Annotated in this window: 10 protein-coding genes; 2 read left to right on the top strand and 8 right to left on the bottom strand. The window is 74.2% G+C overall.

What is annotated here, in order from left to right; all coding sequences use genetic code 11:
- Positions 1-18 precede the first annotated feature (18 nt).
- Positions 19-1,224 carry an MFS transporter gene (locus ACW14Y_RS06595; protein ID WP_380307639.1) on the top strand — a complete coding sequence of 402 codons (1,206 nt, stop codon included), beginning with the start codon at positions 19-21 and terminating at the stop codon, positions 1,222-1,224.
- Between the two features lie 89 nt (positions 1,225-1,313).
- Here the strand turns inward: ACW14Y_RS06595 and ACW14Y_RS06590 are convergent, their stop codons facing one another.
- Positions 1,314-1,514 carry a hypothetical protein gene (locus ACW14Y_RS06590; protein ID WP_380307641.1) on the bottom strand — a complete coding sequence of 67 codons (201 nt, stop codon included), beginning with the start codon at positions 1,512-1,514 and terminating at the stop codon, positions 1,314-1,316.
- A 146-nt stretch (positions 1,515-1,660) separates the two neighbouring features.
- Entirely contained in the window at positions 1,661-8,032 is a 6,372-nt protein-coding gene (locus ACW14Y_RS06585) for a DNRLRE domain-containing protein (protein WP_456986183.1), read from the bottom strand.
- Positions 8,033-8,338: 306 nt separating this feature from the next.
- Between ACW14Y_RS06585 and ACW14Y_RS06580 the strand changes: the two genes are divergently transcribed.
- Positions 8,339-9,238: a Gfo/Idh/MocA family protein gene (locus tag ACW14Y_RS06580; protein WP_380389413.1), complete on the top strand. Its 900-nt coding sequence runs from the start codon at positions 8,339-8,341 to the stop codon at positions 9,236-9,238.
- A 79-nt stretch (positions 9,239-9,317) separates the two neighbouring features.
- Here the strand turns inward: ACW14Y_RS06580 and ACW14Y_RS06575 are convergent, their stop codons facing one another.
- From ACW14Y_RS06575 to ACW14Y_RS06550, 6 genes are all read right to left on the bottom strand, one after another.
- The gene (locus ACW14Y_RS06575) at positions 9,318-10,253 is read right to left on the bottom strand and encodes an NAD-dependent epimerase/dehydratase family protein (protein ID WP_456986182.1); all 936 of its coding nucleotides are present in this window, start codon (positions 10,251-10,253) and stop codon (positions 9,318-9,320) included.
- A gap of 118 nt (positions 10,254-10,371) precedes the next feature.
- Positions 10,372-10,830: a hypothetical protein gene (locus tag ACW14Y_RS06570; RefSeq protein ID WP_030395714.1), complete on the bottom strand. Its 459-nt coding sequence runs from the start codon at positions 10,828-10,830 to the stop codon at positions 10,372-10,374.
- Between the two features lie 278 nt (positions 10,831-11,108).
- The gene (locus tag ACW14Y_RS06565) at positions 11,109-12,476 is read right to left on the bottom strand and encodes a M14 family metallopeptidase (protein WP_456986181.1); all 1,368 of its coding nucleotides are present in this window, start codon (positions 12,474-12,476) and stop codon (positions 11,109-11,111) included.
- Between the two features lie 172 nt (positions 12,477-12,648).
- Positions 12,649-12,831 carry a hypothetical protein gene (locus tag ACW14Y_RS06560; protein ID WP_456986180.1) on the bottom strand — a complete coding sequence of 61 codons (183 nt, stop codon included), beginning with the start codon at positions 12,829-12,831 and terminating at the stop codon, positions 12,649-12,651.
- Between the two features lie 26 nt (positions 12,832-12,857).
- On the bottom strand, positions 12,858-13,622 hold the full coding sequence (locus ACW14Y_RS06555; RefSeq protein ID WP_402724174.1) for a hypothetical protein: 765 nt from the start codon (positions 13,620-13,622) through the stop codon (positions 12,858-12,860).
- A complete protein-coding gene (locus ACW14Y_RS06550; RefSeq protein WP_456986179.1) occupies positions 13,619-15,010 on the bottom strand; it encodes a hypothetical protein in 1,392 nt (463 codons plus the stop codon). The genes ACW14Y_RS06555 and ACW14Y_RS06550 overlap by 4 nt, the downstream gene beginning before the upstream one ends.
- Between the last annotated feature and the right edge of the window lie 72 nt (positions 15,011-15,082).

Here is a 15,082-nt window from a genome sequence, read left to right as displayed (position 1 = left end):
GCCGCCTACCGTGGGCGGATGACCGATCGTCGGACCGGGCGGCCCGCCGCTCGTCACCCCGGTTACCTCGGCGCCGCCGCCGCCTTCGCCGTCTGCATGGCGGGCACCACCCTGCCCACCCCGCTGTACGGGCTGTACCAGGAGGAGATCGGCTTCTCCGAACTGATGGTGACGGTGGTGTTCGCCGTCTACGCGTTCGGGGTGATCGGCGTGCTGCTGCTCGTCGGCAACGTCTCCGACAGCGTCGGCCGCCGCCCCGTCCTGCTCTGCGGGCTCGCCCTCGCCGCCCTCAGCGCCGTCGCCTTCCTCGCCGAGGGCGGCCTGCCGCTGCTCTGCCTGGGCCGCCTGCTGTCCGGCCTGTCGGCGGGCCTGTTCACCGGCACCGCCACCGCCTACGTGCTGGAACTCGCCCCGCCCGGCCGCCGGGCCCGGGCCGGCTTCGTCGCGACCGCCGCCAACATGGGCGGCCTCGGCTGCGGCCCCCTGCTGTCCGGGCTGCTCGCCGAGTACGCGCCCGAGCCGCTCGTCCTGCCGTTCGTCGTGCACCTGGTGCTGCTGGCCGCGTCGTTCGCGGTCACCTGGTTCCTTCCGGAGACCGTCGACGGCGCCCGTCCGCTGCGCACCGCCCGTCCGCGGCGCCCCTCGCTGCCGCCGGAGGTCCGCGGGGTGTTCGTCCCGGCGGCGGTCGCCGCCTTCGCGGGCTTCTCGCTGCTGGGCCTCTTCACCTCGGTCACCCCGGCCTTCCTCGGGCAGAGCCTGGGGATCCACAACCACGCGGTGGTCGGCCTGATCGTCTTCGCGGCCTTCCTCGCCTCCACCCTCGGCCAGCTGCTGGTGCCCCGGCTGGGCACCGCCCGGGCGGTCCCGCTCGGCTGTCTGGTGCTCATCGCGGGCCTCGCCCTGCTGGCCGCCTCCCTCGCGTGGACGGTCCTCGCCCCGCTGGTGCTCAGCGCCCTGGTCGGCGGCGCCGGCCAGGGCATGGGCCTGCGCGGGGCGGTCGGGGAGATCGCCGGCGCGGCCCCCGCCGAACACCGCGGCGGCGCTCTCTCCGCCCTCTTCGTCGTCGCCTACTTCGGCATCTCCGTCCCCGTCATCGGGGTCGGCCTGCTCGCCGAACCGCTCGGCCTCGCCGACGCGGGCCTGGTCTTCGCCGCCTGCATGGCCGTCCTCGCCGCCGCGTCCGGCGCCTACCTGCTCCGCCGCGCCCGACCCCACCCGGCCTGACGCGCGGGAACACCGAAGGCGGCACCACCGGTCACCCGGTGGTGCCGCCTCCTGGCCGATCAGGCCGGCGTCGCTCGAAAGGACACCGCCTACCGGCGACGGCTCCGCAGCGTCCGCGCCAGGTAGGACACCCAGACGCCGGTGGCACCGGCCAGTCCGCCGCCGGCCGCGGCGCGGAGCAGCGAGCCGGACTCGGTGTCCGACGGCACGGAGCCGAGCAGCGCGAGCAGAGCGGCGACGGCCAGCAGGAAGCCGAGGGTCGCCAGCGCGGCCTTCCCGTATCGGTTCACAGGTACCTCAATCCTCTGAAGATCGGCACAAGGGATGCTAGTGCTCGATCGGGAACGGTCCGTACCGGCACCGTTCCCGGCCTCCTGTCCGGCACTCACATCCGCACTCACATCCGCACCGGCTTCGGCGCCGGCTTCGGCACCGGCTACCAGCGCCACCCCCCGCGGTGGGCGCCGCCGCCGCGGAAGAACCGCCAGCCGCGGAACATGCTCCCGCCGCCGACGCGCATGGTGATCGCGCCGACGGTCGACGCCCGGGCGTAGCCGCCCCAGCTGCGCTGCCCGCTGTACCCGTAGCGGTAGCCGACCGCGCCGCCGACGGCCCCGCCCAGCCAGGCACAGCCCGCCGCGCCGGCACCGCCGGTGAGGATGGTGCAGCCGCCGCCCACGGCGATGCCCACGCCCCAGGTGATGATGGTCTGCTTGTTCTCGGTCCAGGTCTTGCGGGCGAAGGACTTGGTCCGCTTCCAGCCGCAGCTCCAGCAGACCCGGCCGTCCAGGTCGTAGCGGTTCAGCGGGTCGGCGAAGACGAAGTCGTACGCGTTGGCGTTGCCGCCCTCGACCGGGTCCACGGACAGGAAGCGGCCGGTGGCGGTGTTGTAGAGCCGCACGCCCATCAGGACCAGTCCGCCGCCCGGCGTCTCGGCCGAGCGCAGCTTGGTTCCGGTCCAGCCGTACCGGGCGGCCGGCTGGCCGGCCCGGGGGCGGCCGTACTCGTCGTAGTCCAGCACGGTCGGGGCGACGGCCGGGTCCAGCGGCAGCTGGAGGGTCACGTCACCGTGCAGGTTGGCGAGCTGCAGGACGGTCGCGGTGCCGGAGGTGGTGGCGGCCAGGTCCCCGGTCGCACCGGTCACGTTGCGGGAGGTACCGGCGCCCTCGCTGATCCAGCGGGGGCTGTCGCCGTCCGAGCCGTAGTGGTTCGTCCGGTTGCCGGAGACCGTCCAGGTGCCGCCCGCGTTGGTCTCGGTGGTCCAGCCGCGCAGGCGCTGCGCCGCGTCGAGGGTCCAGGTCTGCCGGGTGGTGCCGGTGGTCTGCTGCTGGACCAGGTCGGTGTTGTAGTAGCCGACGGTGCTGCCCGGCCCGCCCGCGGTGCCCGGCACCGCGGTGGTGCGGCCGAACGCGTCGTAGCCGTGGCCGGCGTCGACCAGGCGGTCGGCGCTGTCGTAGCTACTGGTGAGGGTGGTGGCCCCGTTCGTCGAGCACTCCTGGCCGCGCGGCGCGGTGGCGGTGGCCAGGGCGGTGCGGTTGGTGTTGGCGTCGAAGCCGTAGCTGCGGGTGGTGCAGACGGCGTCGGTCGAGGTGTCGCGGACCTGGGTCAGGCGCCCGGCCCGGTCGTAGGAGTAGGTCTGGGCGGCCGTCACGCCGGGGGTCCCGGTGTGGGTGGCCCACTGGCCGTGGACGTTCTCCGTGACGGCGTCGTTGACCAGGACCGCGCCGTCGCTGTCCCGGGTGTGGGTGCGTGTCACGGTGGTGCCGGTCGGGTCGATCCGGTCGGTGCTGGTGTAGCCGCCGGGCAGGCCCTGCGCGGTGACCTTGCCGTCCGCGTTGTAGCGGGCGGTGAAGGTGCCGGCCACCGAGTCGGTGACCGAGGTGACCAGGCCCCGCGGGTCGACGGCGGTGTCGTAGCCGTAGGTGGTGGTGGACGGCGCGCTGTCGCCGGTCCGGACCGGCCGGTCCAGCGCGTCGTACTGGGTGGTGGTGGTCGCGCCGTCGGCGTCGGTGTAGGAGATCCGACGGCCGAGGGCGTCGTACGCCCTGCTGATCGTTCCGCCGGTGGCCGAGGTCTCCTTGACGACCTTGCCGGTGGCCGGGTCGTACTCGACGGTGGTGGCCGGGGCGGCCGGGCCGACGCCGCCGACGACGGTGGTGGTCACCGGGCGGCCGGCCGCGTCGGAGGTGACGACGGTGGTGCGGGTGACCCCGTTGGCGGTCTCCTCGGTCTGCGCGGTCTGTCCGAACTGCCCGTACTGGACGGTCTTCACGGGCCGCTGCGCCGGGTTGGCGCCACCGCCGGTGATCGCGCCGCCGGGGGCGGTGCGGCAGACCAGGTCCGCCCACTCCGGACGGCCGGCGCAGGGGCCGGTGCCGGTGGCGGTCCAGTACTCGGTCGTGGTGGTTCCGGCGTCGGCGCCGTTGGAGGCGGGCAGCGACCGGGAGACGACCCGGCCCTGGCCGTCGTAGCCGGTGACGGTGGTCAGGTCGAGGCCGCCGGCGTCCTGGACCTTGCGGGTGACGACACCGAGCGCCCAGTCGAGCACGCTCCGGTCGGTGCGGGTCTCGGCGAGGACGTCGGGCCAGCCGCGCAGCGCACCGCCGGTGACGGTCGTGGTGACCTGGTCCTTGACCTTGGCGGTGCCGTCGGTCGGACGGCCCTCGTCGTAGGTCTTCACGGTCCGGGTGCGGGCCGTGACCTGGGTGCCGGCCGCGGCGACGGTGCTGGTGCCGCTGACCGCGTCGGCGGCCAGGGTCACCCGGTGCAGCGGGCCGGAGGTCTCGGTCTCGCGCTGACCGTCCGCGCTGTAGGTGTGCCCGGTGGAGAGCAGCCTGGCGCGCTCGCCGGAGGGCAGGGTGTCGATGCCGAGGTCGGCGAGCTGCGCCTTGGCCTCGTCGGTGCCGCCGAGCGCGAGCTCGCGGTTGGCGGCGGTCAGGGTGCGGACCGCGTTGCCCCACTTGTCGTACTCGGTGGTGGTGATCCGGTGCCCGGGGGCGGCCTGGTTGACCTGGTGGCCGGAGGCGTTCAGGTAGCCGACGGTGGCCCGGGCGTAGTCGCCCGGCTTGAGGTCGGCGCCGTTGTTGGACGCGGGGACCTGGTCGGGCGGGAAGACGGCGGTGGCGTCGGTGGGCAGGTCGCTCTGGCCCCAGCCCGCCGCGGCCGCGGCCGAGAGGTCCTCGGGGGCGCCGGTGCCGGAGGTCGGCACGCCGTAGACGACGGTGGTGGTGGCGGTGCCGTTGACCTGGTCGGCGCTGCCCGGGGTGAGGGTGTTGGTCCACACCTTGGTCAGCATCCCCTCGCCCGCGGCCGGGTTGGAGGCGATGGTGCCGTAGGCCAGGTGGTAGCCGCCGTTCATGCCCGGGGGCAGCACGACCGACACGGCGCCGTCCGCGGCGCCGCCGTTGACGTAGGCGTACTGCGTCTTGGAGGCCTCGCCGACCCGCGGGTCCCAGACCCCGCGCAGGTTGCCGCCCGCGTCGTAGCGGTAGGTGGCCACGTCGGTGGCGGTGGCGTTCGCCGCTCCGGGCGCGGTGGCCCACAGCTTGATGCCGCTGACCTGGCCGGCGAAGTCGCCGAACTCGCTGCTGGTGGTCCAGCCGGTCGCGGTGGTGGCGTTCGCGTAGACGTACTGCAGGACGCGGCAGCCCTTGGTGGTGACGTCCGCCGCGCAGGCCGAGGCGCTCGCCGCGGAGCTCGGGGCGATCACGTACTTGGGCCGGGCGAGGGTCTTGCCGCCGACGACGGTCTTCTCCGAGACCACCGTGGTGGTGCTGTTGGCCAGGCCGTCCAGCAGGCTGGAGGTGACGGTCCAGGTGGCGGCCGCCGGGTCGACCTTGGCGAAGGCGGTGACGGTGCCCTCGGTGTCGGAGAGGGTGAAGTCCCCGGCGGTGAGGGAGCCCTTGAGGGTCAGCTCCTCGCTGCCCGGCTCGGGCACCCAGCCGTTGCCGGCGGCGTCGGCGGTGAAGGACACCGTGCCGCCCTCGGCGGTGGCGACGTCCAGCGAGGTCGCCGAGGTCCGGCGGATCTCGGTGTACGAGGATGCGGACACCTCCGAGGCGACGCCCGAGGTCCAGTTCGGGCCGAAGACCGGCGCCTGGCCGTCCTTGGCCGCGGCGGCCTTCGGGTCGCGGGAGGAGCTGGTGCGGCCGACGGTCAGACCGAACACGGAGACGTCGGTGGCGGAGACGGTGAGGTCGCCGGTGAGCAGATTCAGCTCGCCCGGTCCGATCTTCTGCGAGGCCGCGCCGCCCGCCTTGCGGTCGACCACGACCTTGACCGGCTCGGTGGACACCGCGGCGCCGTTCGGGCCGGTGAAGTCGGCGCGCACCTGCACGGTCCCGTCGGGGGTGACGGTGCCGGTGGCGTTCCAGGTGAGCGCGGGGCTCTTGCCGGCGGTCAGCGCGACCGGCCAGGAGCCGAGCGCGGTACCGCCGTTGAGGATGTCTCCGGCCGGGACGGTGGTCCAGGTGTCGGCGTCGGAGCGGCGCCAGGAGAAGGCGACCGCGGTGTACTTGGCGGCGTCGGCCTCGGCCGCGAGCGGGACGCGGGCGGCGGTGCGGGTGCCGTCGTTGGGGGCGGTGACGCCGCCGGCGCCGACCTGGAAGGTGTAGGAGAGGGCCTCGGACTTGTTCTCGGCCCGGTCGGTGGCCCGCACCTGGAGGGTGTTGGTGCCCGCCTTGGCCGGGGTGACGGTCAGCGCGACCGGGGCGGTCCCGCCGTTGGTCGCGGCCTTGGTCCAGGTGGTGCCGTCGAGCGACCACTCCAGGGCGTTCTGGTCGCCGCTCGGCGGGGTGACGGTGAAGACGCCGCTCTGGCCGGCGCCCTTGACCCACTGCCCGGACGGGTAGTCGGTGGAGGTGATCGCGGTCGGCGCGGAGGGCGCCGAGGTGTCGACGGTGAAGTAGGCCCAGGCCGACCAGTTGTTGTTGTAGTGCAGGCCGTCGTACGGCGAGGTGCGGAACCGGTACGTACGCCCGTTGGTCAGCAGCCCGGCCGGGACCTTGACGGAGGCCGGCGCGCCGCTCGGCACGTACGGGGAGACCAGGACGTTGCCGACCTGCGCGTTGGTGGCGTTGTCGAAGATCTGGAAGGTGCCGTCGACCTTGTCGTTGTTGGGGTCGACGAAGGTGTCGCGCAGCGTCGGGGTGGTGGAGTTGACCCACCAGGTGCCGGCGGTGTCCTTGTAGAACGGCGAACCGGCCTGCTGGTCGGTGCCGGTGCGCGGACGGTAGTTGTACGTCACCGACAGCTTCGGCACATTGCCGGCCGCGTTGGCGGAGTTGAACTGCTTCCAGTACTTGGTGTTGGCCTCGTCCGGGGCCCGCAGGCCCATGCTGGAGAGGCTGTTCTTCGCCGAGGTCCAGGTCTGGACGAGCTTGCCGACGTCGGCGTTGACCCAGCCGTCGCCGCCGCAGTTGTCCCGGCCCCGGGTCTCGGTGGAGGTCGCCTGCTTGCTGTTCCAGGCCGGCTGGGACGTCCAGCGCGAGCCGGTGGAGGGGCGCCCGGTGTCCCAGACCTCCCAGGCGTAGGGCTGGCAGTCGGTGTTGCCGGAGTGGAAGTTCCACAGCGACAGCGTCGCGCTGGTCACCAGCGCGTCGGCGATCGGCGAGGTGTCCCAGGTGATGAAGGAACGGGCCTCGCGCGAGGTGCCGTCGGCGTTCTTGGTGCCGGGGTTGCCCAGGTCGAGTTCGGTGTCGGCCGACCAGTCGACCTTCTCGCCCTTCTGGACGTAGGTGTCGAAGACGTTGCCCAGGCCGGTGGTGGACGGGTCGACCGTCACCGGGTAGACGGTGGCCGGATCGGCGAGGAACGCCGCGTCCGGGGTGAAGACCAGGTCGATGTCGTCGCCGTTCTGCACGACCTTCAGGTCGACCCGCGCCTTGCGGCTGCGGGCCCCGGCGACGTCGTCGACGGTGGAGTCCCACATCACCGGGGCGGGCAGCATCGCGCGCTGCTCGCCGGAGGCCTCGTCGACGAACACCACACTGCCGTCGGGCTGCGCCTCGGCCTTGAGGCCGGTGGCCCGCAGCGGCATCGTGTAGGAGTAACCGGCGGCACCGGGGCGCTGCTTGAGGACGGTGTACTGCTCGAAGCCGGTCCGGGTGGCCTCCACCACCAGGTCGGCGGCGCCGTCGCTGATGACGTCCGGGTAGACGGCCTTGGTGCCGTCGATCCGGGGCTGGGGCAGGCCGCCCTTCCACTGCAGTTCGACCTGCTGCTCGCCGCGGCCGAGGCGGACCAGGGTGCGGCCGTCGGCGGTGGCGGCCTGGGACTCCGCGTAGGAGCCGGCGCGAGTGCCGCCGGAGCCGGCCAGGGTCAGTCCGGCGGGGTGCGCCTTGGGGGCGGCCGAGCCGTCGGCGGCGGTCTGCAGGGCGAGGTCGACGTCCACCCAGTCGGCGGCGGTGCCGGTGGCGGCGGTACCGGTGGCGGCGGTGCCGGTGGAGGTGCTGCCGGTGGAGGCGGCGCCCGGGGACTTGGCGGCAGCGGCGGGCTCGGCGCCGTCGCGGCGGAAGCGGATCGGGCCCGCGCTGAGCTCGGTGGTGAGCGAGCCGTCCGCGTTCACCCAGGTGGTGGAGGTCTCGCTGCGCTCGGAGAGCGCCTCGACCCGCCGGCCCGAGAGCCGCGCGGCGACGCGGGCCGAGGGTATGTCGGCGGCGGTGGTGGGGGCCGGCTTCGCGGAGCTGTCGCCGCCGCGGTCCGGCGTCGGCGTCGCCGCGAGGGCGACCTCCGACCCTGCCAGGAGGGAGACGGCCACCGCCAGGGCGAGGCTGCCGCTCACCACCTTGGCGGGTATCTGCCTGTGCATCTTCTATGACTCCTTGTCGACAAGCCGTCATCATGACGGTTCGTCAACGGATCGTAGAGACGGACAAAATCCGCGCATGACGACACATCAGAGCAAAGGGGGATTGACGGAAGGGTGTGGACGAACAATCTTGATGCATCCGTAACGAAATGGATCATGGAATCGGCCGTTTGGCCTGAACCCGTCATCGCCGGTCGGAGCCGGGTTCGTCCTGCTCAGCGGCCGGTGCATAGGGTGGGGGGCGGTAGAAGCCCCAGCGCACCCCTGGAGATCCGGATGAGTCCGACCGCCGAGCCCGACGTCCTGCTGCCGGTCGGGGTGATCGGCCTCGGGGACATCGCCCAGAAGGCGTACCTGCCGGTCCTGACGGCGCTGCCGGGCCTGGACCTGCGCCTGATGACCCGGGACGGCGCGAAGCTCGACCGGATCGGCGACACCCACCGGATCCCCGCGGAGAAGCGGTTCACCGACCTCGGGCAGCTGATCGGCAGCGGCATCCGGGCCGCCTTCGTGCACGCCGCGACCGACCAGCACGTCCCGATCGTGGAGCAGCTGCTGACGGCGGGCGTCGACGTCTACGTCGACAAGCCTCTCGACTACACCCTCGACGGCTCCCGCCGCCTGGTGGACCTGGCGGACCGCACCGGCCGCTCCCTGATGGTCGGCTTCAACCGGCGGTTCGCCCCGGCCAACGTCCAGGCGAAGGAACGCCCGCGCGACCTGGTCCTGCTGCGCAAGAACCGCGAGGGCCTGCCGGAGGCGGCGCGCCCGCTGGTCTTCGACGACTTCATCCACGTCGTCGACACGCTGCGCTTCCTCGTGCCCGGCGACATCGAGCACGTCGACGTCCGGGCCCGGGTCCGCGACGGCCTGGTCGAGCACGTGGTCCTCACCCTCGCGGGCGAGGGCTTCACCGCCCTCGGCATCATGAACCGCATGTCCGGCTCCACCGAGGAGATCCTCGAAGTCTCCGGCGGCGACTCCAAGCGCGAGGTCCACAACCTCGCCGACGTCGTCGACCACCGGGGCCAGCCCACCGTCCGCCGCCGCGGCGACTGGGTCCCCGTCGCCCGCCAGCGCGGCATCGAACAGGCCGTCCTCACCTTCCTCGACGCCGTCCGCACCGGAAAGACCCTGGACGCCCACGACGCCCTGCGCACCCACGAACTCTGCGAACTGGTCGTCGAGCGCATCGAAGCCCTCTGAGGCCACCCCCGCCGCACGCCGCAGCCCCGCACCGGGACGTCCTCCCTGGTGCGGGGCTGCGGCGCGCGGCGGCGGGACCTCAGGTCGACAGGCGGTCGCGCCACCAGGTGAGGGTGGCGCGGATCTGGGTGTCGAGCGGGGTGGGGCGGGCGGTGAAGGCGGCTTCCCAGGCGGCGGCGTCGACGACGAAGGGGCGGTCGAACTGGTAGCGGGTCTCGCGGAGTTCGCGCAGCAGGGGGGTGACGAGGGCGGCGAGGGCGAAGACGGCGGGGTTGAGGCGGCGGACGGGGACGGGGGCGACGCCGGCCTCGGTGGTGAGGAGTTCGACCATGCGGCGGGCCGGGACGGCGGGGGCGGTCGGGGCGTGCCAGGCGTGGCCCCAGGCACGTTCGTCGGTGGCGGCCTCGGCCAGGGCGCGGGCCACGTCCGGGAGGTAGGTCCAGCTGTGCGGGGCGTCGGGGTCGCCGAGGACGGTGACCGGCTTGCCGGCCAGCAGGCGGGGGACGACGCGGCCGGCCAGGTGGCCGCCGTCGGTGACGCCGGGGCCGAAGAAGTCGGAGGCGCGGACCTCGACGGCGCGGATGCGGCCGGCCTCGTGGAGGGCGCGGGCCTGCTCCCAGAGCGAGGCCCGGAGACGGCCCTTGGGGCCGGGCGCGGCGAGCGGGAGGTCCTCGGTGAGGGGGCCGTCCACGGGGCCGTAGCCGTAGAGGTTGCCGAGCATGACGAGGACGGCGCCGGTCGCCTCGGCGGTGGCGAGGAGCGAGGCGTGCAGGGGCGGCCAGTCGGCCGTCCAGCGGGGGAGCGGCGGTGCGGCGCAGCTGTGGATCGCGGCCGCGCCGCGGGCGGCCTCGGTCAGCCGCGCCGTGTCGGTGGCGTCCAGGGCGAGGTGCTCGATGCCGGGCTCGGCCGGCCGCCCGGACCGGGTGACCACCTTCACCGTGTGGCCCTGTTCGGCCAGCAGTCGTGCCGTGGCCGCTCCGGCCGGTCCGTGTCCGACGATCACATGAAGACTCACCGTCCCACCATAGAGGTCCCCGACCAGGGAGAACGCGGTCGGGGTGGGCGCGGGCGGGGCGGCCGCGCGGCCCGGCCCCGGTGGGGGTCGGACCGCGCGGGTGGTACCGGACGGGACGTCAGCAGGGCACGAAGGCCGAGACCGTGGCGGTCGAGGGCGGCCAGCCGCCGTTGTTGACGCTGAAGCTGGAGGTCACCGTGTTGCCGCAGGGCACGGTGAGCAGCAGATCGCCGACGGTGGCGCCGCCGGCCGGGATCAGCGCGGTCAGGTTGAGGGGCGGCTGCGGCGGGAGGGCGGGGGTGGAGCCGGTGATGGTGAAGCCGACGTTCTGGGCGACCCAGGCCGGGTCGGTGGTGGCGACCTGGCCGTAGAGGCGGACGTGGGTGCCGCTGACCTCGATACAGGCGCGGGTGCGCAGGAAGCCGGGCGCGCCCGGGGTCCCGCAGGTGACGGTGCCGGTAGGTCCGGCCGGTCCGACCGGGCCGGTGGTGGCTGCGGTCGCGGTGGGGGCCAGGCCGACGGTCAGCGCGGCGAGGCCGGCGGCACCTGCCAGGGCGGCGGTGGTGAGGCGGTTCATGGAGCGATTCCCTCCCTCGTGCGGCGCGCCGGGCGCGGAGCCCGACGTGCACACTGTGACATGTCACATTCCTTGGGGGGATCTTTGCATTCCGGATGGCGATCCGTCCGCTCCTGGGCCGGTGCGGGCCGGTTCTGGCCGGTGGGTGCGCGGGTTTGGCCGGAACGGAGTGGCATGCACCGGTTCGTGGGCGGGAGGAACGGCGTGGAGCCCGGTCGGCCCTCCCCGGGGAGGGCCGACCGGGCTCCGCGCGTTCGTCAACCGGCTTCAGTGGTCGTTCAGTTGGCGATTCCGCAGTACTGCTGCTGCTTGCCGATGGCCCGGTAGACGCAGTCGGCCGTCTCCAGCAGCCGCAGCACCGCCTCCCGGTTGCGACTGGTCTCGCGCCCGATCACCTCGTCCGGCGGGTAGAAGCCGGCGCTGCCGTTCGGCCCGGGGTACATCTCGAAGGTGTAGGCGAACACCCGCTGGGTGCCCCACAGCCAGTCGTCGATCGAGCCGTCGGTGATGTAGAGGTCGCTCGACTGCTCCGGCGTGTAGCCGTTGGTGGAGGCCATCGAACGGCCGAGGGTGGCGAAGGTGTTGTACTCGTCGGCGGTCATGCCGGTGGTGGTGTTGGCGGTGGTCCAGCCGAACGGCCAGAGCACCAGCTCGCTGTAGGTGTGGAAGTCGATCGCCGCGGTGATCTGCTGCTTGCCGCCGACGACCCGGGTGCGGACGAAGTCGGCGACCACCTTGGTCTCCTTGGCGGACTCCGCCGCGCTGCCCCGGTAGGTCTCGCTGGAGGTGGAGCCGGAGGAGCCGCCGCAGCAGCCCCACTTGTAGTTCCAGTTGCGGTTGAGGTCGGTGCCGACGTTGCCGCTGCCGGAGTTCGGCTGCCGGTCCTTGCGCCAACTGCGGTAGCGGCCGGTGGCGATGTCGTACTCGCCGCCGTCCGGGTTGAGGTCCGGGACCACCCAGATCTCCCGGCTGTTGACGACGTTGGCGATCCGGCCGTCGGTGGCGTACTTGTCGCCGAGTTCGTGCAGCAGGTAGAGCGACATCTCGACGGTGAGGTGCTCGCGGGCGTGCTGGTGGGCGGTGAAGAGCACCTCGGGTTCGTTCTCGTCGGTGCCGACGTTGTCGCTGATCTTGACGGCGACGATCGGCCGGCCCTCGTACGAGGTGCCGATGACCCGCTTGCTCATGATGTCGGGGTGCGCGGCCACGACGGCGTCGATGTCGGCGGCGGCCTCCGCGTAGTTGTGGTAGCCGGAGTCGGCGGACGGGAAGTCGTACAGCGCGGCGCCGGACTCGGCCTGCCCGGCGGGCCCGTCGCCGTACCGGGGGCCCGGCAGCGGGACGGGGGACCAGCCGAGCGCCCGCAGCCGGGCGGCCTCGGCGGCGGTGGCGGTGACCGTCACCGAGTCGGCCCGGACGGCGTCGACCGAGGCTCCGGTGGCGGCGACGGCGGTGCGTTCGGCGACGGTGCGCGGGCCGTCGAGGCGGTACTGCCGGGCGGTGTCGGCGTCGCCGGCCGAGGCGACGGAGTCCGGCTGGACGGCGGCCGCCGGGGTGACGGCCTGGATGCTGAGCGGGGTGGCGAGGGCGAGCGCCAGCAGGACGGCGGTGGCCGTGGCGGGCTTCCCTCGGCGGGGCAGTCGCATGACTGTCCTCCTGTGGGGGGTCCGTAGGGACGGAACGTTGGAGGAGATGCGGCGCCGCGAGGTTGATGGTCCGTCAATGTCATGCTTTCGTCAAGGAGTTGGGGGCGCGAAGGGGCCGGGAGGGGGCTCGCGGCCGGCCGGGAGAAGGGCCGGCTGCGGGGCGCCCGGCCGGTCACGAGGGCTCGCCCGCCGCCGAGCCGATCCGCACCACCCGGGCCCAGTCGGGCGGCTCCCTGCGCCGGTACTCGGTACTGTCCTCGCTCCACCGGCCCCGCCGGCCGAACAGGCCCACCACCGTCCGGCAGGACGGCTTCGCGGACGGCCAGGGGGTCTGGCCGTCCGTCAGCACCACCACCACGTCCGGTCCGCCCGTCCGGTCCGTCAGGCGACCCGGTGGCCGGTACGCGGAAGGCGTTCGGTCTCCGCCCGGGCCCGTGCCGCCGCGGCTCCGTCGGCCTGCGGAAGGCGTTCGGTCTCCGCCCCGGCCCGGGCGTCCGTTGCCGCCCCGGCCCGGGCCTCCGTTCCTGCCCCGGCCCCCGGCGGGGCCGCTTCGTCCGGGAGCAGCGGGATGCCGTTCCGCAGGGCCACCGCGCCGGGCAGGTCGTACCGGCGGCTGCGCTGGACGATCTTCTCCTGGTCCACCGTGAGCGCCCCGGTGACGGTGCAACGTCCCGCGCGCAGCGCCACCAGACGGGCCCGTCGGACCACCGCGACGATGCCCGCCAGCTCGATGACGAGCGTCAGCTCCATCCGGACCGAGCCGACCGGAGTGCCGTCGACGAGCAGATCGACACGCGGGCTGTTGGCCGAGGTGATGCGGTGGTCGGCGAGTGCCACGACCTCCTCCGACGCGGGGTCGGCCCGGGTGCGCCGGGCAGCCGCGGTCAGGGCGGTGTACCGGGACCAGCCGGCGGCGGCGAAACCGAACAGGTCGCGCCCGAGCTGGCGGTCCAGCGCGGTGGCCACCTCGCGCTCGACGGCCTGCCCGGCCGCGCCGGTCAGCCGCGGGACACCGTGCAGCAGGGTGCCGACGGTGCCCTGTCCGTGCAGGGAGTCGGCGAGCGCGTCGACGGCGTTGCCGGGCGTGTCCGTCCCGAACAGCAGCACCCGCGCGGTCGCCGGATCGGTGAGCGTGGCGGTGGTCATGGCTCCTCCTCCGTCGTTCCCCCCTCCTCGGCACCGGTCTCCCCGGCGCTGACCTGCCCGCCGGTCGGCCCGACCCCGGGCGTCTCCTCGACGCGCTGCGTACCGGGGTCCTCCCGGCTCTCCAGCCGGACGGTGCGGCCGGGCCCGGCCGGGTCGTCCGTCTCGGTGACCAGCGGCCGCGGCGGCGCACCGGCCACCGGGGTGACCGCGACGTGCGCCGACGCCCAGTGCGGTCCCCGCCGCCGGCCGAGCACGTAGGTACCGGCGAGGGCGGCGAGCACCGCGGCGCCGCCGGCCGTCGAGCCGACCACCAGCGCCGTGGGTGCCGCGTCGCCCCCGCCCGGGTCGGGAACGACGTGGGCCGCCAGCACCTCGAAGTCCGTGGACCCGGCCATCTCCGGACGGTCCGGGCAGACGGCGCGCAGCCGGTAGTGCCCGGGCCGGGCGTCGTCCGCGATCCGCGTGGTCACCACGAACCCGTCGCCCGGACCGGTGCTGGCGTGCTCCCACACGACGCCGTTCCAGGTCAGCTCCGCCTCGGCACCCCGGCAGGCGAAGCCGGTCCCGGTGAGCGCGACCTGCTGGCCCGCCGACGCGGCGCCGGGCTCCACCCGCAGCACGGGCCCGTCCGACGGGTCCGGGGTCGGCGTCGGGCCCGGCGTCGGGGTCGGGGTGACGCTGCCGCCCTGGTCGACGGTGAACGTCGCCGTGGTGTCGTGGTCCGCGGACGGGTCGCAGGCGGCCTCCACCGGGTGGGCGCCGGGCGGCGCGTCGGCGGCCGCGGTGACCTGCTGGTCGAAGGTGCCGCCGGGGGCCTGCACCCGGCCCAGCTCGCGCTGCTCCCAGCGCAGGACGACGGGCTCACCGGCGGGGCAGGAGAATCCGGTGCCGCGCGCCCGGAAGGTCGTACCGGCGGCGCCGCTCGCCGGGTCGAGGGTGAGGACGCCCGGCGGCGCGGGGTCGACGGTGAAGGTCGCGGCCACGGTGACGTCGAAGGGGCCGCGGAAGTTCTGGGTGTCGGGCGCCTTGAGGTTGGGCCCGGGGTAGGCGCGGCAGGTGGCCGTGACCCGGTGCGGGGCCGGACGGGCGTTCGCCGGAACGGTGAAGGACGTGCTGATGCTTCCGTCCGGCCGGATCGAGGGTGTTCCCAGGTCGGCGCCGTCGTCCCACCGTAATTGGACGTTCTTCGTGTCGGGCTGACAGGCGCCGAATCCCGTTCCGTCGACCGTCACGCGGGTGGTCCCCGCGGTCCCGTGGCCGGGGGACAGCCGGAGGCCGGCGTCGGCGTGAGCCACCGGTGCGAGCAGCAGCGACCCCACCGCGACCACGGAGCTCAGCAGCGCCGAGGCCACGACCCGGCCCACCGGCCGTCCGGTTCCCCTGGGCATCGCCGGCCGCCCTACGGGCGGGTCCCGTCGTCCGGGAACCGGTTCGCACGGGTGCGGGCGGGGGCGTCGCGG

Source organism: Kitasatospora sp. cg17-2 (assembly GCF_054031055.1).
Note: the sequence above shows the minus strand (reverse complement) of the source record. Positions and strands in the feature narration are given on the sequence as shown.